The 18835-nt window shown below is 67.2% G+C and carries 14 protein-coding genes; 6 read left to right on the top strand and 8 right to left on the bottom strand.

Annotated features, from left to right (window positions below; translation table 11 throughout):
- Positions 1 to 241: 241 nt before the first annotated feature.
- Genes AC1RNC_RS09355 through AC1RNC_RS09335 form a run of 5 tightly spaced genes read left to right on the top strand, consistent with a single transcriptional unit; the run spans position 242 to position 7556 of the window.
- Positions 242 to 2428, top strand: coding sequence for a polysaccharide lyase 6 family protein (locus AC1RNC_RS09355; RefSeq protein WP_492885638.1), 2187 nt, complete (start codon positions 242 to 244; stop codon positions 2426 to 2428).
- Positions 2429 to 2435: 7 nt separating this feature from the next.
- Entirely contained in the window at positions 2436 to 4598 is a 2163-nt protein-coding gene (locus tag AC1RNC_RS09350) for an alginate lyase family protein (protein ID WP_492885637.1), read from the top strand.
- A gap of 8 nt (positions 4599 to 4606) precedes the next feature.
- Positions 4607 to 5905 (top strand): MFS transporter, encoded by a 1299-nt coding sequence (locus AC1RNC_RS09345; protein WP_492885635.1) that lies wholly within the window; start codon positions 4607 to 4609, stop codon positions 5903 to 5905.
- Complete coding sequence (locus AC1RNC_RS09340; protein WP_492885633.1) at positions 5905 to 6657, top strand: SDR family NAD(P)-dependent oxidoreductase; 753 nt, start codon at positions 5905 to 5907, stop codon at positions 6655 to 6657. The genes AC1RNC_RS09345 and AC1RNC_RS09340 overlap by 1 nt, the downstream gene beginning before the upstream one ends.
- A gap of 14 nt (positions 6658 to 6671) precedes the next feature.
- The gene (locus tag AC1RNC_RS09335) at positions 6672 to 7556 is read left to right on the top strand and encodes an alpha/beta hydrolase fold domain-containing protein (protein ID WP_492885632.1); all 885 of its coding nucleotides are present in this window, start codon (positions 6672 to 6674) and stop codon (positions 7554 to 7556) included.
- A 369-nt stretch (positions 7557 to 7925) separates the two neighbouring features.
- On the opposite strand, the gene AC1RNC_RS09330 is transcribed toward AC1RNC_RS09335, so the two are convergent.
- From AC1RNC_RS09330 to AC1RNC_RS09315, 4 genes are all read right to left on the bottom strand, one after another.
- Positions 7926 to 8804 (bottom strand): alpha/beta hydrolase, encoded by an 879-nt coding sequence (locus AC1RNC_RS09330; RefSeq protein ID WP_492885630.1) that lies wholly within the window; start codon positions 8802 to 8804, stop codon positions 7926 to 7928.
- A complete protein-coding gene (fes, locus tag AC1RNC_RS09325) occupies positions 8801 to 10060 on the bottom strand; it encodes an enterochelin esterase (protein ID WP_492885628.1) in 1260 nt (419 codons plus the stop codon). Before fes ends, AC1RNC_RS09330 begins: the two co-directional genes overlap by 4 nt.
- Positions 10060 to 12084 carry a TonB-dependent receptor domain-containing protein gene (locus AC1RNC_RS09320; protein ID WP_492885626.1) on the bottom strand — a complete coding sequence of 675 codons (2025 nt, stop codon included), beginning with the start codon at positions 12082 to 12084 and terminating at the stop codon, positions 10060 to 10062. Before AC1RNC_RS09320 ends, fes begins: the two co-directional genes overlap by 1 nt.
- Before the next feature lie 248 nt (positions 12085 to 12332).
- On the bottom strand, positions 12333 to 13259 hold the full coding sequence (locus AC1RNC_RS09315) for a LysR family transcriptional regulator (protein ID WP_492885624.1): 927 nt from the start codon (positions 13257 to 13259) through the stop codon (positions 12333 to 12335).
- A gap of 92 nt (positions 13260 to 13351) precedes the next feature.
- On the opposite strand from AC1RNC_RS09315, the gene AC1RNC_RS09310 reads away from it, so the two are divergent.
- Positions 13352 to 14185, top strand: coding sequence for an oxidoreductase (locus AC1RNC_RS09310; RefSeq protein WP_492885622.1), 834 nt, complete (start codon positions 13352 to 13354; stop codon positions 14183 to 14185).
- Between the two features lie 119 nt (positions 14186 to 14304).
- On the opposite strand, the gene AC1RNC_RS09305 is transcribed toward AC1RNC_RS09310, so the two are convergent.
- The 4 genes from AC1RNC_RS09305 to AC1RNC_RS09290 form a co-directional block, all read right to left on the bottom strand.
- Positions 14305 to 16440, bottom strand: a complete 2136-nt coding sequence (locus AC1RNC_RS09305; RefSeq protein ID WP_492885620.1) for a phosphocholine-specific phospholipase C — start codon at positions 16438 to 16440, stop codon at positions 14305 to 14307.
- 11 nt (positions 16441 to 16451) lie between these two features.
- Positions 16452 to 17162 carry an alkaline phosphatase D family protein gene (locus tag AC1RNC_RS09300; RefSeq protein ID WP_492885618.1) on the bottom strand — a complete coding sequence of 237 codons (711 nt, stop codon included), beginning with the start codon at positions 17160 to 17162 and terminating at the stop codon, positions 16452 to 16454.
- 99 nt (positions 17163 to 17261) lie between these two features.
- Positions 17262 to 17825, bottom strand: coding sequence for an HD domain-containing protein (locus AC1RNC_RS09295; protein WP_492885616.1), 564 nt, complete (start codon positions 17823 to 17825; stop codon positions 17262 to 17264).
- Between the two features lie 39 nt (positions 17826 to 17864).
- Positions 17865 to 18794, bottom strand: a complete 930-nt coding sequence (locus AC1RNC_RS09290; RefSeq protein WP_492885614.1) for a LysR substrate-binding domain-containing protein — start codon at positions 18792 to 18794, stop codon at positions 17865 to 17867.
- Between the last annotated feature and the right edge of the window lie 41 nt (positions 18795 to 18835).

Raw genomic sequence — 18835 nt, 5'->3', positions numbered from 1 at the left:
CGGCCGAACGCCCGGGTTTGAAGCCATTCGGCGCAGAAGCAGTGTGGCGGACACAGGCAGGAAATTCTCGTTGTTCAGGGCATGGTTTGCGACCAGCTTGAAAATTGGTCGACAAATTGGTTGACAGCTTATCGCTCAAATGGTCGGACTGAGGTGTCCTTGTCATCGGACGCGCACGTCGCGCGGCGCCGGTTTGACGGACACAGGAAGCGGTCACAGCTTCGAGCGGGGAGGACGTCGATTGAGAAACCTGCGCTCGAGCCTTGCCTCCCTGATGGGCCTGGGCGCCTTGGCCGGCTCGATCCACGCCGACGCGGCGGAGCGTCTGGCGCGCACGCCGGAAGCGTTCGAGGCGGCTGTACAGGCCGCGGTCCCCGGCGACTCGGTGGTGCTGGCCAATGGCGTCTGGCGCGATTTCGAGATGGTGTTCACCGGCGAGGGGACGGCCGCGAAACCGATCACCCTACGGGCCCAGACCCCTGGCAAGGTCGTGATCTCCGGCAAGTCCAACCTGCGCATCGCCGGCCGGCATCTGATCGTCTCGGGCCTGATCTTCAAGGATGGCTTCAGCCCATCGTCCGAGGTCATCTCGTTCCGCAAGGACAACCAGGCGCTGGCCTTCGACTCCCGCGTCACCGAGACGGTGATCGACGGGTTCAACAAGCCCGACCGCGCCGCCGAGGACTATTGGGTCGGCCTCTACGGCCAGAACAACCGCTTCGATCACAACCACCTGCAGGGCAAGCTGAACAACGGCGTGACCCTGGCCGTGGTGCTGAGCTCGGTCGAGAGCCAGCAGAACCATCACCGCATCGACCACAACTATTTCGGCCCGCGCCCCCCGCTGGGATCCAATGGCGGCGAGACGATCCGGGTCGGGACCAGCCAGTTCTCGCGCACCCGCTCCCTGACGGTGGTCGAGGACAACTATTTCGAGGGCTGCAGCGGCGAGGTCGAGATCGTCTCGAACAAGTCCGGCGGCAACATCTATCGCCGCAACGTCTTCGTCCGCTCGCAAGGGTCGCTGGTGCTGCGCCATGGCGACGGCAACCTGGTGGAGGACAATGTCTTCCTGGGCGGCGGGGTGGCCCATACCGGCGGCGTGCGCGTGATCAACGCCCGCCAGACGGTGCGCGATAACTACTTCCAGGGCCTGCGTGGCGATGGCTTCGCCGCGGCGCTGGTGATGATGAACGGCGTCCCGAACTCGCCGCTCAACCGCTACAATCAGGTGCTCGACGCCCGCATCGAGAAGAATGTCTTCGTCGACGTGAAGCAGGTGCTGTTCGGCGCCGGCGCGGACCAGGAGCGCACCCTGCCGCCCGCCCGGAGCACGCTGTCGGGCAACGTCTTCCTCGGCGCGGGCGGCGAAGCGATCTTCAAGGCCACGGCGCCGATCGACGGCCTGACCTTTGCCGGCAACCGGGTCGACGGGGTCGCGCCGCCAGCCGGCGCCTCGGGCTTCGAGACCAAGGCGATCGGTCGCGAGACCCTGCCGGATGGCCGCATCTACCCCGACGCCGCCGCGCGCAGGGCCCTGGGCCTGAAGGAACCGGTCAAGCTGTTGACCCGCGAAGAGACGGGCGTGGCCTGGTATCCGAAGGGCGACCGGACCGTCGCGCTCGACAGCGGCCAAGTCCTGAAGATCAAGCCAGGCCGGGACCAGCTGTCGGCCGCCGCCCTCAAGGCCAAGGCCGGCGACATCATCGAGCTGGCGACCGGCGACTATGCCGAGGGCCACCTCATCGAGGTCCGCCAGCCCCTGACCTTTCGCGCCGGGACGGGCGCCGAACCATTGGTGACCTTCGATCATACGACCCTGTTCAACCTGGTCGGCCAAGGCGCTCTGAAGCTGCAAGGCTTGCGCCTGTCGGGCGCCAAGGCGCGGGACGCGATCGGCAATGCCGTGATCCGCGTGAGCCCTAGCTATCCGCCGAGCAATTACGCCGTCGAACTGGTCGACACCGAGGTCTCACATCTGGGCGGCCAGGCGTTCGCCGTCCTGATGGGCGAGAAGAGCACCTTCGCCGACCATGTGACGATCAGCGGCTCGCGCTTCGCCGACATCAGCGGGCCGGTGCTGGACCTCGCCGGCGAGACGGGCGGTTCGGGCCTCTACGGGGCCGAGACGGTCGACATCACCGGAAGCCAATTCACGCGCCTGGGCGGACCCGTGCTCGACCTTCAGCGGGGCGGGACGGACGAGAGCACCTTCGGCCCCAGGGTCCGGGTCAAGGACTCGGCGTTTCGCGACATCGCGCCGGGCCAGCCGTCGATGCGACTGGACGGAGTCCAGGTCGCGAAGCTCGACGGCAACCTCTTCGAGCGCGCGGCGCCGGCCCGCGTCACCATTCACGTCGGCAAGCCCGATCTCAGCGAGGCCGGCAACATCGGCGCGGCGCTCGAGATCGTCGATCAGCGCAAGTAGGCCAGCCATGTCCAAGTTCCGCGTCCATCTCTTCGCCGGCCTCGCGGCCCTGGCCTTGGCTGGAGCGGCCCAGGCCGCCGCGCCGGCCAAGCCCACGCCAGTCGCTTCCGCTCAGGCGCCGCCGCTGTTCGCCGCCACCCTGGCCAAGAGCAAGGCCTTCGTGGATCCGCAACTGCGCAAGACCATCGACGTGCCGGTACCGGCCGACGCCGGCGGCGGCTACACCCACGAGCGGCACAAGGACAACTACCGCCTGATCTATGAGGCGGGGATGCTGTACCGGCAGACCGGCGACAAGGCCTATGCCGACCTGGTGCGCCGTGTGCTGCTGGACTACGCCAAGCTCTATCCGTCCCTGCCGCTGCATCCCAAGCGCGCCAACCAGGTTCCGGGCCGGCTGTTCTGGCAGGTGCTGAACGACAGCGTCTGGCTGGTCAATTCCATCCAGGGCTACGAGGCGGTGATGGACGCCATCCCGGCCGCCGACCGCGCGACGATCGAGGCCGGTGTGTTCCGGCCGATGGCGGCGTTCCTGTCGACGGGCTCGCCCAAGACCTTCGACAGCATCCACAACCACGGCACCTGGGCGCTGGCGGCGGTCGGCATGACCGGCTACGCGATCGGCGATCAGGGCCTGGTCAAGCAGGCGCTGTACGGCCTGGACGGCTCGGGCAAGTCAGGCTTCTACAAGCAGCTGCAGGAGCTGTTCTCGCCCGACGGCTACTATGCCGAAGGCCCGTACTATCAGCGCTACGCCCTGTCGCCGTTCCTGCTGCTGGCCCAGTCCATCCAGCGCCACGACCCGTCGCGCAAGATCCTCGACTATCGCGATGGCGTGCTGCGCAAGGCCGTCTACGCCACGATCCAGGAGAGCTATGGCGGCCTGCTGTTCCCGATCAACGACGCCATCAAGGACAAGGGTCTGGACACCCCCGAACTGGTCCACGGCGTGGCGGTGACCTATGCCGCGACCAAGGACCCGGCCTTGCTGTCGATCGCCATCCAGCAGGGCTCGGTGGTGCTCAGTCCCGAAGGCCGCGAGGTCGCCGCCGCCATCGCGCGCGGCGAGGCCAGGCCGTTCCCGTTCGCCTCGATCAAGCTGCGCGACGGGGCCAAGGGCGACAAGGGCGCGCTGGTCGTGCTGCGCTCCGGACCCAAGCCCAAGGACCAGGCCCTGGTCTTCAAGGCCACGTCGCAGGGCATGGGGCACGGCCATTTCGACAAGCTGTCCTGGCTGTTTTACGACGCCGGCCAGGAGGTCGTGACCGACTATGGCGCGGCGCGGTTCCTGAATGTCGAGGCCAAGGCCGGCGGCCGCTACCTGCCCGAGAACGACAGCTGGGCCCAGCAGACGGTCGCTCACAACACCCTGGTGGTCGACGAGAAGAGCCAGTTCGGCGCCAACACCGACATCGGCGAGAAGCATTGGCCGACGATCCTGGCCTTCGATAGCAAGGACGGCGTCCAGATGACCGCCGCCAGCATCGACGACGCCTGGCCCGGCGTGCGCTATCGCCGCGCCATGGCGCTGATCGACCGGCCCGAGGTTGGGCGTCCGATCGTCCTGGAGCTGGTCCGGGCTGAAGGCGGCGGCAAGCATCGCTTCGACCTGCCGCTGCACTATGACGGCCAGATCGTCGAGTCCGGCCTGAAGTTCCAGGGTGGGATCAGCGACCTGAAGCCCCTGGGCAAGGCCGACGGTTATCAGCACCTGTGGGATCGCGGCCGCGCGCCGGTGAAGGAGGGGGCGCGCGTTTCCTGGTTCAACCAGGGCCGGTTCTACGACTACGTCTTCGCGTCCAGCGACGTCGATCAGGTCGTCCTGACCGAGCTGGGCGCCAACGACCCGAACTACAATCTCCGCAACGAGCGGGCCTTCATCCTGCGCGGCGACGACAAGGACAGCTTCACGCTGGCGGGGGTGCTGGAGCCACACGGCGCCTACAGCGCCGCCGAGGAATACGCCCGTGACACCATCGCCTCGGTCAAGGCCGTCGAGCGCGTGTCCGAGAACGGCGCCGACCTCGTTTTCATCCGCCTGAACTCCGGCAAGAGCCTGGCGATCGGCGTCTCCTGGGATCCCGATCCCGCCAAGCGCCATCGGGTCACGACCCCCGCCGGCGCCTACGCCTGGACCGGGTTCTCCGGCCTGGCGGGTCCCGCACAATGAGGCGCGAGATGAAGTTCAAGGGCCTTCGCTGGCTGATCGTCGGCATGGTCGGCCTGGCCACGGTGATCAACTATATCGACCGCAACGCGCTGGCCGTGATGTGGCCGCAGATCTCCAAGGACATGGGCGTCGGCAAGGAAGAGTACGCGCTCATCCTGACCTGCTTCATGCTGTCCTACGCGGCCGGTCAGACGATCTTTGGCAAGATCTTCGACGCCCTGGGCACGCGGGTCGGCTTCATGCTGTCGATCCTGGCCTGGTCGGCGTCGATCGCCCTGCACTCGGTCGCCCGGTCGATCCTGACGCTCGGCCTGCTGCGCGCCGCCCTGGGCGTCAGCGAGGCCGGCAACTGGCCCGGCGCGGCCAAGGCCAACGCCGAGTGGTTCCCCGTGCGCGAGCGCGCCTTCGCCCAAGGCATCTTCAACGCCGGCGCCTCGGTGGGAGCGATCATCTCCGCGCCGCTGATCGCCTGGCTGTTCCTGACTTTCGGGTGGCGCGCGACCTTCCTGGTCATCGGCCTGCTGGGCGTCCTGTGGGTGGTCCCGTGGGCCATCGTCTGCCGCGCCGTGCCCGAGGACCATCCCTGGCTGTCGGAGGAGGAGCGCCAGCACATCCTGACCGGCCAGCGCCCGGCTTCCGGCGACGCCGAGGTCGACTACAAGCCGACATGGTCGGGTCTGCTGCGCCACCGCGAGGCCTGGGGCCTGATCCTGGCGCGCTTCTTCATCGACCCGGTCTGGTGGCTGTTCGTCTCCTGGCTGCCGATCTACCTGGCCGAGCGCTTCGGCTTCGACATCAAGCAGATCGGCCTGTTCGGCTGGGTGCCCTATGTCGGCGCGGCGGCGGGCAGCCTGTTCGGCGGCTGGATCTCCGGCTGGCTGATCGGTCGCGGCTGGCGGCCGGTCAAGGCCCGCAAATGGGCGATCACCCTGGGCGGGGTCTTCATGCTGCCGGCCCTGCTGCTGACCATCGGCGCGTCCTCGCCGCTGCACGCGGTGCTGCTGATCGCCGTGATCCTGTTCGGCTTCCAGATCGCCATCAACAACATCCAGACCCTGCCCAGCGACTACCTGCCTCGGTCGGTCGGCTCGCTGGCCGGGATCAGCGGCACCGCCGCCGTGGCCGGGGTGCTGATCACCACCTGGATCGTCCCGGTCGCCACCAAGGTCAGCTACGCCCCGGTCTTTGTTATGGGCGCCAGCCTGGTTCCCCTTTCCATCCTGTCCATCTGGCTCTTGGGCGGCCGAGGCGAACGCCTCGTCGATCCCGCCCTCGCGGCCCGCACTACCAACGGAGCAAAATCCTGATGCGCCTCACCAACAAGACCGTCATCGTCACCGGCGGCGCGCGCGATATCGGCAAGGCCGTGTCGCTGAAGCTGGCGGCCGAAGGGGCCAATGTCGCGATCAACTATTTCGGCAGCGAAGAGGGCGCCAGGGCGACCTTGGCCGAGATCGAAGCCGCGGGCGGCCGCGCGCTGATCCTGAAGGGCGACATGACCTCCGCCAGCGACGTCCAGGCCCTGGTCGATGCGGCCCTGTCGACCTTCGGCGGCCCGATCGGCGCCCTGGTCAACGTCGCCGGCGGCATGCTCGCCCGCAAGACGCTGGACGAGATGGACGAGACCTTCTTCGACCATGTCATGCGCCTGAACCTGAACTCGGTGTTCCTGACCACCAAGGCGGCCGTCCCGCACATGGCCGCCGGCTCGGCGATCGTGAACCTGTCCTCGCAGGCCGGCAAGGACGGCGGCGGTCCCGGCGCCACGGCCTACGCCACGGCCAAGGGCGCGATCATGACCTTCACCAAGGCCATGGCCAAGGAGCTGGGGCCGCAGGGCATCCGGGTGAACGCCCTGTGCCCCGGCATGATCGGCACCACCTTCCACGACACCTTCTCCAAGGACGAGGTCCGTGCCCGTGTCGCCGCCAGCACCCCGCTGCGTCGCGAGGGTCGCGCGCCCGAGGTCGCCGACGCGGTGGCCTATCTGGCCAGCGACGAGTCGAGCTTCCTGACGGGGGTCTGCCTGGACATCAACGGCGGCCTGCTGATGAGCTGATGGGAGAGGTATCGATGATCGCCCAAACTCTGGCCGCTATCGCCCTGCTGGGCGCGACGCCCGTCGTCGCCCAGGCGCCGACCGAACCCGCGCCGCCGGTGTCGGTCAAGGCGCCGGAGGCGACCAAGGACGTCGTCTACCTGCGGGCCAGCGGCAAGGACCTGCATCTCGATGTCTATCGCAACACCGCCTTCAAGGGGCCGCGCCCGGTGCTGGTCTATATCCACGGCGGCGCGTGGTGGAAGGGCGAGAAGCCGGCCGGATGGGGCGGCTTCCGCGCCTATCTGGCGGCGGGCTTCTCGGTCGTCACGGTCGAGTATCGCTTGAGCGACCTCGCCACGGCGCCGGCGGCGGTGCAGGACGTTCGCTGCGCCCTGTCGTGGGTCAAGACCAACGCCAAGACCTATGGCTTCGACGCCAAGCGGGTCGTGCCGTATGGCACCTCGGCCGGCGGTCACCTGGCCTTGATGGCGGGCATGCTGCCCAAGACCAACGATATCGACCTGCCCGCCTGTCGCGACCAGCCGACCGTGCCGGCGATCCTCGATTTCTACGGACCCTATCACCTGCGATCCAACCTTCCCGGCGCCTTCAAGAGCCCGTCGACGGCGCGGTGGGTCGGTGAAGGGCCGGAGACCCTGTGGACGACGATGTCGCCGGCGACGTACGTGCGCAAGGGCCAGCCACCGGTGTTCATCGTTCATGGTGATGCGGACCCGACCGTTCCCTATGAGGCGTCGCTGGCGCTGAAGGCCGACCTGGACAAGGCCGGCGTTGCGAACCGCCTCCACACCGTGCCGGGCGGCGTGCATGGCAAGTTCCCGAAAGAGGAGCAGGACAAGATCGAACGCGAGGCCCTGGAGTTTCTCACGATGAACCGGGTGGTTGGCGCCCGCTAGCGCCAGGAGCTGGCCGCAAGTCGGCTTTCCGGCGCGGGGGGGCCAAGGTCAGCAGATGGCGCATCTTTAACGCGAAGTCGCGATTGACCGGACCGGATGGTTCGCGCCCGCACCACCCTTGTTTGGACATTTTGGCTTAAAGCCGAAGCGGTGTTCGACTTGGGGTGTCAGGTCTTCTTGGCCGATGGTCTCGGTTGGGACGGTTGGAGATCGGTGGGGCCGCGCAGGCCGCGCGCCGCCCTTGCCGAGACCTGAGCAACAAGGATCAGGGCCGGTGCGATCAGGACGTAGGCGACGAGGTCCCAGGGGCCGCGGCCGGGAAGGCCAGAACGGCGGCGAGCGTGAGGCTAGCGATGAAGGCGGCGGATTTCATGGACGATCCTCGGCGGCCAGGCGCAGGGCCAGGGGAAGAGACATTGTCAGGGCGCCGCCGTGCGACTGGCCGGGCAGCACGGTGACGTCGACGATCAGGCGCGGTGTGGCCGCCAGGCTCTCGCCCAAGGCGCGGACGCGGGCGACGGAGGCGGCGAAGTCATCCGGCGAAGGCGGCGAGCCGCCGGTGCGTCGCGCTTCGCGGTCGCCGACCATCAAGGCGACGCGGACAGGACGGCTTGGGGAGCGGAACGGCGCGGCCGCGATCGCGCCGTCGCGCCACCAAAGCGAAGGGCTGACCGGAACGTAGGTCCGAAAGGCTTCCGGGGCCGCCCGCAAGGTGTCCAGCACGAAGAGCGCGCCGTACGAGTGTCCCCAGATCGCCGCCTTGTCGGGATCCAGGCGACCGAGTTGTTCGAGGCGCGGCCGGATCTCTCCCAGCAGCAGTTCGCGAAAGGCGGCCGATCCTCCCTCGGGACGGCCCGGCGTCTCGGGCGGGCCGGGCAAGGAAGGCGTGTCGTCGAAGGTCCGCGCCAGGTTGTCGAACCGTTGCTCGGTCTCGTAGCCGATGGCGATCAGCGCCAGATTCGGAACGCTCGCCAGATCCGCGGGCGTCAGGATCGTGAAGGCGGCGTTGCCGTCCAGGAGGTAGAGTGGGGGCCAGCCCCGCCGGGGCGGCCTGCTCTTGGGCGTGGCCATGTCGACCCGATAGCGGCGCTTGCCGTCGGCCGAGAGGAAAGCGTGGCGGGTGATCCTGTGCGTCTCGGCGCCGGTTTCGAACAGGCCGGGGCCGGCGGGACCTGTTCCGGGCTGAGCGAGCGCCGGCGCGGCGGGCAGGCTGGCCAGAAGGGCCAGCGCATGGCGTCGGGAGATCATCGCAGGTCTCCAAGCAGATGGATCAAGCCGTCGGAAAGCGTGCCGCGCCAGGCCAGGTCGTCGTGACCGCCGGCGAACTCGACCTGCCGGATTTCATAGCCCTTGGCCCGAAGGACGTCGGCCAGCTTGCGGGTGGTCGAAAGGATGCTCTCCGAGCCGCCGGTCGACTCCAGCAGGCCGGCGTCGAGATAGAAGCGGACGGGCTTGCGGTCCTGCGCCTGGACCTGGCGCGCCACCCAACCGGCGGCGTCGGAAGGGGGCTTGCCGTTATCGGGCTCCCACCAGAATGATCCTGACTGGCCGAGCACCGCGCCGAACCGTTCTGGACGCCTCAGGGCCGCGCAGGCGCTGGCCAGCCCGCCGAAGCTGGAGCCCGCCAGAACGGTTCTGGCCGGATCATCCGAGACCGACGCTCTTCCGCGGATCCAGGGCAGAAGTTCATCGGCCAGCATGTCGGCGAAAGCGGGGTTGCAGGCCAGCTCGACCCCGCGCGACTCTCGCGTGGGATTGGCCACGAACACCGCCGTCACCGGCGGGATGGCGCCGGCGGCGATCAGGTTGTCCAGGATCGTCGGCGTCGGGATCGACGACAGGTAGCGATCGGCGTCGAAGACGATGATCAGCGGCGTGTTCCTGGTTGGGCCCGGCGGCGAATAGATTGTCACCTCCCGCCGGGCGCCCAGGGTCTTGCTCTCGAACACGCTGGTCGCCAGCCGCCCCTTGGCGACCGCGCGCGGGGAGACCCAGGGCTGAGGGGACGCACCGGGAAGCTCGACAACCGAGGACGTCTCCCAGCGATGCGGGTTCAGCGGATCGGGCGCCAGCGCCGCGACCAGCCCCGCGCGATACGCGGCGCGGTCGCCTGGGGCGCCGCGCTTGGGATCTGGCGCGAGCTGGTAGGACAGTCGGGTTCCGGCCGGCAGGCGCACGGTCTTGAACCAGACGTCGCTGCCGGCCAGCCGTTGGAGATGGTTCTCGCGTCGGTCCGCTGTCCACACCGGCCAACTGAGTTCGACCTCGCGATGGGTCTCGCCGCGCCAGAGGAAGGTGACCAGCGCCGAGCCGTCGGGCCTGGGCTCGACCAGGGGCGCGCCCCTGGCCTTCACGCCGGCCCAGAACTCCGCCGCGGCGCCGGGCGCCGACAGCGTCTGGCGCAGGGCCTCGAGCCGCGGGCTTTCCAGCGGCGCGGCCAGGGCGACCGCGGCCAGGGCGGCCGGCGTCAGGCCGGCCACGATCGCCCAGGGGCGCGAGACCATCAGAACCGCCGCGTGACGGCGGCGAAGAAGCGGCGACCTTCCTCGTTATACTCGTCCGAGGTTTGGCGCTTGATCGCCTTGTCCGCGGTGTTCAGCACGCCGAACCGCACCGTGGTCTCTGGATTGAGAGCGTAGGCCGCGCCGATATCGACCGTGCCGTAGCCCTGGCGCTTCACGTTGTTGGCGGCGTTCGTGTAGACGGCCAGGAACTGCTCGCCGACATAGTTCCAGGTGGCGAACAGCGACCAGGCGTCGGTCGGACGCACGTTGACCGTGGCGTTGGCCGAGTGCTTGGGCTGATAGATCATCGCCAGTTCGACCGGATTGCTGCGGTTCTTGCTGTCGAGGTAGGTGTAGTTGGCGGTCAGATCGACCTTGTCGCTGACTCGGAAGCGGGCGTTCGCCTCCAGGCCCTGCGAGCGGACCCTGGCGATATTCTGGTAGCGGAAGATCGGCCGGCCATCAGGCAGGAAGCCCACGAAATTGGAATAGGTTGGCGCCAGCTTGACGTCGCGCGTGCGGCTGGTGATGTCGATCATGTTCTTCAGGTCGTTGCGGAAAACGGTGACCCCGCCACTGAACCGGTCGAACTCGGCGCGCACGCCCAGTTCGCGACTGGTGGCCGTCTCGGGCTTCAGCTCGGTCGAGCCGATGATGTAGCAGCCCGTCGTGGCGCTGCCGCAGGATACCGAACCCCAGTTGGGGCTGTTCTGCAGAAGGGTAGGCGCGCGGAAGGCCTTGGCCGCGCCGCCCTTGAACGTGATGTTCGGCGTGGCGTGAAAGACAAGATAGGCGCGGGGGCTGTGGTGACCGCCGAAGTTCTCGTGGTCGTCATAGCGGTCGCCGATCGTCAGGCGCAGATCGTCGGTGAAACGAACCTCGTCCTCGATGAAGGCGGCCTTCTGGTCAACCTGGGTGACCGGGTTCTGATTGTAGGTCGGCGTTCCGGGCAGGCCGCGCAGGTTGGCCGGATCCTTCAGTTCCTGGCGCCGCCACTCCGCTCCCAAGGTGATGGTCTGGCGCGCGGCGTCCCAAGGCAGGGTGACACGGCCGTCGACAGCGGCGTTGGTCGCCTTGTTCGGATTCTTCTGACCCGTGACGTTGCCGATCTCGTTCTCGATGCGGTCGCCGTAGGCTCGCAACTGGGTGGCGCCGAAACCATACTTGCCCTTGTGGGTAAGCGACCAGTCACGACGCTCCATCGGGAAGCTGTCGTGGGTCAGGCGGTTCCAGCCGAGGTTGGCCAGGACGGTGTTGGCCTTGTCGGGCGTCCAGGCCAGGGTTGCGTCGACATAGCCCTCGTGCTTGTCGCGGATGCCGAACAGCGGCGCGCCGCCGCTCGTCGTGGGAGGGTTGACGTTGTTGGTGTCGCCGAGGCGGCGGTTGTAGCCGCCATAGATCTTCAGACCCAGGACGTCGTCCTTCAGGGGGCCGCTGGCGAAGAAACCAGCCTTGTAGGCGTCCCCCGCGTCGCCGTCCTCCTGCAGCACGTAGTCAAGACTGGCCGAGCCCGTCCAATGCTTGCCGACCGGCTTGGTGATGATGTTGACCACGCCGCCGATGGCGTCCGAGCCATAGAGCGAAGACATCGGGCCGCGCACCACCTCGACCCGCGAGATCGCCTCGACCGGCGCCCAGCCGGCGTCGAAATCGTTGCCGCGGAACATGGCGCTGGTCGAGTTCACGCGCTTGCCGTCGATCAGGAAGAGCGTGTAGGCGCTGCCCAGGCCGCGGAGCTGGATCGTGCGCTGATTGCCCGAGCGGTTGAGGGTCACGCCTTCGACCCGGTCGAGGATATCGGTCAGGTCCCGGACCGGACGGACGTGCAGATCCTCCTCGGTGACGACCGAAATGCTGGCGGGAGCATCGGTCAGCTTCTGCTGGGTGGCGGCGGCGGTGACGACCACCTGTTTGACTTGATTGACGTCAGTCTTGCTTTCGTCGGCGTGGGCTAGGCTGGCCGGGGTCAGCAGCGCGACGCTCGCCCCGGCCATGAGCAGCGCCCGGCTCTTGATTCCGATCATCGTTGGACCCCCGTGGCTTTCGTACAACGACCGGGCTTCTAACGAGCCATATTTGCAAATGCAAATCAGTCGCATCACTTAAGGGCGATGCGAAGCGGAGCCATGACCGCGCAGCGGCCGTCAGCCCATCAGGCGGCGCGGGCGCTTGCCCGCGAGACCGGCGCGTCTTCACGTCGAGCGTGGCCAGCCGCGTCAAGTCCGCCAAGTTCTCACGGGCTCAACGCTTTCGCCGCTCGTTGGCAAGCGGACTAAGTGGCCGAAGCGCCGTCGCGGACCGCGTCGATGAAGGCGCGCAGGGCTGGGCTCATCTGGCGCTGCTGAGGAAAGCACAGGTGGTGGCCCGGGAAGGGCTCGCACCAGGGCTCCAGCATCGGAACCAGCAGGCCATCGGCGATGGCCTGGCGGGCGGTGCGCTCGACCGAGAAGGCGATGCCGACGCCGTCGATGGCGGCCTTCAGGGCGATGTCCTTGCTGTTGACGATCAGCGGCCCGTCGACCTCGACCTCGAACCAGGCGCCGTTCTCGAAGAACTCCCAGCGATAGGGCTGGGTGCGGCCCGGCCAGCGCCAGCGGATGCAGTCGTGGCCAAGCAGGGCGCGGGGATGGGTCGGCAGGCCGCGTTCGGCGATATAGCTGGGCGCGGCGACCGGGATCTGCCGCACGGGCGGCTCCAACGGCACGGCGATCATGTCGCGCTCGATGACCTCGCCGATGCGGATGGCCGCGTCGAACCCGGCCGCCACGGTGTCGACGACTTCGTCGTCGATCGTGATGTCCAGCACGACCTGCGGAAAGGCGCTGCGGAACGCGGGCAGGATCGGCTGGATGTAGAGCTCCGCGGCCGAGCGGAACACATGGACCCGCACCGTCCCCGACGGACGCTCCTGGTGGAGGCGGGCCTGGCCGACGGCCTGGCTGAGCTCGGCCACCGCCGGAGCGACGCGGCGCAGCAGGTTCTCGCCGGCCTCGGTCAGCGAGACGCTGCGAGTGGTGCGGTTCAGCAGACGAACGCCGATCCGGTCCTCGAAGGTCCGAACCACCTGGCTGAGGGCGGACGGCGTGACCCCGAGGATCTCGGCGGCGCGGGTGAAGCTCAAGGCCTGGCCGACCGCCACGAAGGCGCGCAGGTGGACGAAGTCGCCGCCGCTCAGCATCGCGTTGGTGCTCGTGGTCATTGTTTAGCCCGGCTAATAAGCTCACACAGATATAGTTCTATTCTGAAGTTGCTCTGACGGGCGCACAAGGTGCGCCTCACAAGGAGCATGCGATGACGAAGCATTGGTTCATCACCGGGATCTCGCGCGGCCTGGGGCTCGCGCTGGCCCAGGCGGCCCTGGCGCGGGGCGACACCGTGGTCGGCACGGTCCGCTCGGGCGCACCGGCGATCGAGGCGGGGCCGGGGATGCTGCACGTCCTGACCCTGGACGTCACCGACGGCGCGGCCATCGACCGAGCCGTCGACGAGGCCTTCCGCCTGGCCGGTGGAAGGTTGGACATCGTGGTCAACAACGCCGGCTACGGCCTGCTGGGAGCGCTGGAGGACGCCACGGACGCGGAGGTCGAGCGGCTGTTCGCCACCGACGTCTTCGGGCCGTTCAAGGTCATCCGCGCGGCCTTGCCCCGGCTGCGCGCGCAGGGCGAGGCCCGGATCCTCAACATCACCTCGATCGCCGGCCGAGCGCCGGGGGCGGCCTCGGCGCTCTACGCGGCGGCGAAGTACGCCCTGGAGGGGCTGACGGCGTCGCTGCACCAGGAGGTCGCGCCGCTGGGCGTCAAGCTCACGGCCGTCGCGCCCGGCGCCTTCCGCACCGACTTCCTGTCGACCCACTCCATCCGCCTGAGCGAGACGCGGGCCGAAGGCTACGACGCCACGGTCGGCAATGCCCGCGCGGCCTTCTCGTCGATGGCTGGCCAGCAGTTGGGCGATCCAGACCGCGCCGCTCAGGCCCTCTTGCGCATCGTCGACGCGTCCGATCCGCCGTTGCACCTGCTGCTGGGCTCCGACGCACTGCGCCGAGCCCGCGCCAAGCTGAAGGCGGTCGAGGCGGAGATTGGGACTTGGGAGGACCTCACGATCAGCACCGACTTCCCGGAGGCTTGAGGCGTTCTCAGAACGCCTCAAGGTCCAGCGCCTGCTTGCGGAGCTGAAGGCTCGGTGGCCGTCCGTGCGGCTATACGCGCACGACCCGGCCCTTTGATGTTTCGGTTCTTCTGTCCGGATTACAGAGTCAGCACCATCGCCCCAATGCCGGGGTCGGTGCGGCCCGGTTTGCCGTTTTCGACGCGCCCGGCATAGCGCCACAGGCTGTCGGCATCGGCGGCATCCGTCAGGCTGATATCGTACCAAAGGTCGCTGGCGGCGAGATCGAGGGCGATTTCGCGCTGCTCGCCGGGCTCCAGTGCGATGGCCTGCTGGCGTGAGGCGCCGGCGGCGACGGGATAGCGCGGATCGACGCCAAGGCTGAGCTTCGCCTTGGCCGAGGCCTCATTGCGCAGGCTCAGCATGACCTTTCCGGTCGCCGGTTCTTCGCGCAAAGCGACCCGGACATAGCCGTTCTTGGACGGGCGACCGCGGAAATGGCGGTAGAAGCCATTGGGCCCATGCACGGCCAGATCGTAGGCTTCCTTGTCCTTGTGGTTCCACTGCGCCGCCGTGTGGCGCTCTCCCGGGATCAAGGTGTAATGCCACGGCGCGCTCAGGCCGTAGGGCGCATAGTCATGGATGGTGAAGACCGCCGCGTGGCCGCCGGTGTTGGCGAGCTCGACCAGCAAGTTTTCCCCGTCCGGCCGCAGATCGGCTCCCAGGCGATAGGGCAGGGCGCGCGCCGGTCTTTGCACGCGAGGCTGCTCGGCGGGGGTCTGGACCGCGGGGATTTTCAGGGCGGGCTGGCGCGCGGCATGGGCCAGGCGCTGCGTGTAGTCGTCGGTGGACGGCAGGTCGACGCCCCGCGCGTTCGGAGTCTTGAAATCGAAGCACGAGGTCAGATCGCCGGACACCGCGCGCCGCCAGTCGGAAATGTTCGGCTCCTTCACGCCGAAGCGCTTTTCCAAGAATTTCAGGGTCGAGGTGTGGTCGAAGACCTGCGAGCAGACATAACCGCCACGGCTCCACGGCGACACGACGATGGCCGGGACACGGATGCCGAGGCCCAGCGGCTGAGGGCCGCTGACGCCGGGGTGGGGATGTTTGTCGTAATCCTTGAACTCGCCGGCCACGCTGACGCCGCCATAGCCCCGCGTGGCGTCGGCGGCGGGCATGGGGGGCAGCATATGGTCGAACAAGCCGCCCGCTTCGTCGTAGTTGAGGATGAACACGGTCTTGGAGAAGACCTCGGGATGATCGACGAGAGCTTCGATCAGCTTGGCGGTCAGGTTCTCGCCGTCCGCTGGCGTCCAGCGCGGGTGTTCGGACAGGGCGGCCGCCGTAACGATCCACGACACCTGCGGCAGGCGTCCAGCGGCGATGTCGGCGCGGAAGGCTTCGACAAGCTGCTTGCCGTCCGAACGGGTGCGGTCAGGGCCGTCCTTGTGCTCGGACACCCATGAACGGCCACGCTTGTAGAGGTTGGAATCCTTGTCGCAGGGGCGGAAGGGCTTGAACACCGACAGGATGTTGTCGCCGAAATTGTCGTATTCCTGATAGACCTTCCAGCTTACGCCCGCCGCCTCAAGGCGCTCGGCGTAGGTCGTCCACTCATAGGCCTTGATCGGCTGATCGGTGGCCATGTCGGCCGAAGGCGTTTCGTCCTCGCCGTAGTTGCTCATCACCGGGTCGCCGCCCACATGCCCGCCGCCGTTGCAGCCGGTCCAAAGATGCAGGCGGTTGGGATAGGTCTGGGTCAGGGTCGAGCAGTGGTAGGCGTCGAGGATGGTGAAGGTCGAGGCCAGAGCGTGGTAAAAGGGCAGATCCGAGGCCTTGTAGTAGGTCATGCGGTGTTGAAGCTGCCGGGAAACGCCCCACTGATCGAAACGTCCGCCATTGACGATGATCGTCGCGGCGCTGTGCCCCTGATCCGCGCCGTCGACCACATAGGCGTTGGCGGTCTTTGAATCGGCCCAGTAGGGCTGCACATAGCCGTCCGGGTGCTGATCGCTGGGCTGACGCCAGACGGTGTGACCGTTCCGCAGCCGCAAGGGGCGCGGATCGCCCAGGCCGCGCACGCCGGGGAAGCCGCCGAAATAGTGGTCGAAGGCGCGGTTTTCCTGCATCAGGATCACCACGTGCTCGACGTCCATGATCGTTCCGGTGCGGTTATTGGCCGGGGTGGCCATGGCTTTTTCCAGCGTCGCCAGCGTGGCGGCGCTCAAGCCGGCGGCGCCCAGCGCCTTGAGGAAATGGCGGCGGTCAGCGGTCATGGCGACGTCCCTCAGCTATAGGTCAGTTCACTGAAATCGAGGCGATAGGCGATGTCGGTCGCGCCTGTCTGGCTGTCGCTGACGCGATAGAGGATGTGCGGCGCGTTGTAGTCGTCCGCCTCCCACTGGATATCCAGGAGGCACATGGCGTGCAGGCTCGTGGACACAGGGGAGACGCGGTAGAGGTTCTTTTCCGGCTTCTCGATCTGGTTGAGGCCGCAAAACTGCAGTTCGACCGCGTCGTAGCCCAGAGCGCCGCGCGCGCGGGCCACCTCGCCATAGTGTTGATCGCCGGTGATGAAAACGACGCCTTCGCGGCGATGCTTGCGGATCATCTTGAACAGGCGGTCGCGGGCGCGCGGATAGTCTTCCCAGGTCTCGGAGCCCGTGCCGGCGTTGAGCAGGATCTGCGTGCCGCTGATCACCAGCGTCAAGTCGGCCGGAACAGCCAGTCGGCCGTCCAGCCAGCGCCACTGCCCCTCGCCCAGAATGTCGCCGTGGCCATCGGGCGCGTCGCGACGCCAGCGCACGTCCAGCATGATGACGTGCAGCCGGCGCTGGCCGAACGTGAACAGCCGGCTGTTGTAAACGCCGTCTTCCGGCGCGAAGGTGTCGGTTTCGAGGTTCCAGAAGCGCTGGAAGGCCGTCTTGGAGACCTCCTTCAGCGGATAGGTCCGATCGGCGTCGTTCGCGCCATAGTCGTGATCGTCCCACGTCGCCATGTGCGCGCCCTGAGTGTCCCCAATCGGCATAATATCGCATTATAGAGTCGTTAATATAATGCGATATTATTATGATCGCGTGACGATCAGGGGGATGGCTTACGGGTTCAGCGCCGCCACAAGGTGGCGCTCGAGAAACTCGTCCAGGCTGTCGGTGACGGCGTTCTTGTCCTTGGCCAGCTCATCGATACGCCGCAGGGCGATGGCTTGATCGGCGAAGGGCTCGTGCAGGAAGGCCAGCTGTTCGGCGTCGTCCATCACGCCGCCCTGTAGCGCCAGGGAGATGCGGGAATCTTTCGACAGGCCGTCCTGATAGCCGGGCTCCACGCTGCACAGATAGCGTTTGGCGGCCACATGCAGGCGTATGGGCTCGCTCACGGCCAGGGGAAAGCGCGCCGCCGCCCATTCGGCCCCCAGGGCTTCGTGCAGATCGTCGACGCCTTCTTCCGCGGGCGCTTCGCCCAGATCGTGGATCATGTGCCCGACATCGTGCAGCAGGCAGGCGATGACGAGGGATGACGACAAGGCCTGCGCTTCGGCGTGGGCGGCCGACTGAAGGGCGTGCTGCAGCTGATTGATGCCGTAAAGGCCGTAAGGGCGCTGGGCGTTGCCCAGATAGATGTCGCGGATCTCGTTAAGCAGGGCGGGGGCGGGGTTTGTCATAAAAATATCAAATCCATCATGCGATGACATTTGATATTGTTATAGTGCGGTTCCCTTTAGTCCAGCAAGGCGAATGAAGGCTGAAACCGCTGGAATTTCCATGTTTTCACGCAAGGTGACGATGTAAACGCCGCCGGTGCGGGGCATGCCGTGGACGGGCAAGGCCTTCAGTCGGACGTCGTGTCCGATTTCGCCATCCAGAATACAGCCGAACCCGATGCCGTGGGCGGTGGCTTCCTTGACCGCTTCACGGCTTTCGACGATGAAGCCCCTTTCCACGCTGGCGGCGCTTCGACCGAGCGCGATTTCCGTCAGGGCGCGCGTCACCGAGCCCTCCTCCCGCAGGACCAGCGGCAGACCGCCCAGCTCACGGGCTTCGATGTGAGCGCGCTGGGCGAAGGGGTGATCGACGGGCACCATCAGGTTGAGCGACTGCTCGAAAACCAGATGGCAGGCCAGGATCGGATCGGGCTCCAGCAGCGAAATGATCGCCACATCGGCCCGACATTCCATCACATCCTGCGTCAGGGAGCGCGTATTGCCCAGCCGGGTGGAAATCTCGATATCCGGATAGGTGCGCCTGAATTGACTGATCAGCTGCATGGTCGCCGGCGGCGTCGAAAAGCCGATCGACATGCGCCCGCGCTTCAATCCACTGAATAGATTGGCGGTCATCTCGAAATCGTCGACGCGGCTGATGACCAGCCGCGCCCGCGTATAGAGCTCGCGCCCGGCGTCGGTCAGATTCTGGTTCTGGGTGCGCCGGTTCAGCAATCGAACGCCGCAGATCTGTTCCAGCGCGTTGATCTGATTGGAGATGTTTGGCTGGGAAACGCCCAGCACGGCGGCCGCGCGCGAGAAGGAGCCTTGATCGACGACGGTGACGAAGGCCTTCAGCGCCCCGATCGACAGGCTGCCGGCTTCACGGCGGCGGCTACGCTCGGCGCCATCGTCAGGCGAAACGGCCATGATTCTCTCTTCGACAGGTGACTGACCCGGACCATACAAAT

It is taken from the genome of Caulobacter sp. GW822-FHT01G02 (assembly GCF_058802865.1).
Note: the sequence above shows the minus strand (reverse complement) of the source record. Positions and strands in the feature narration are given on the sequence as shown.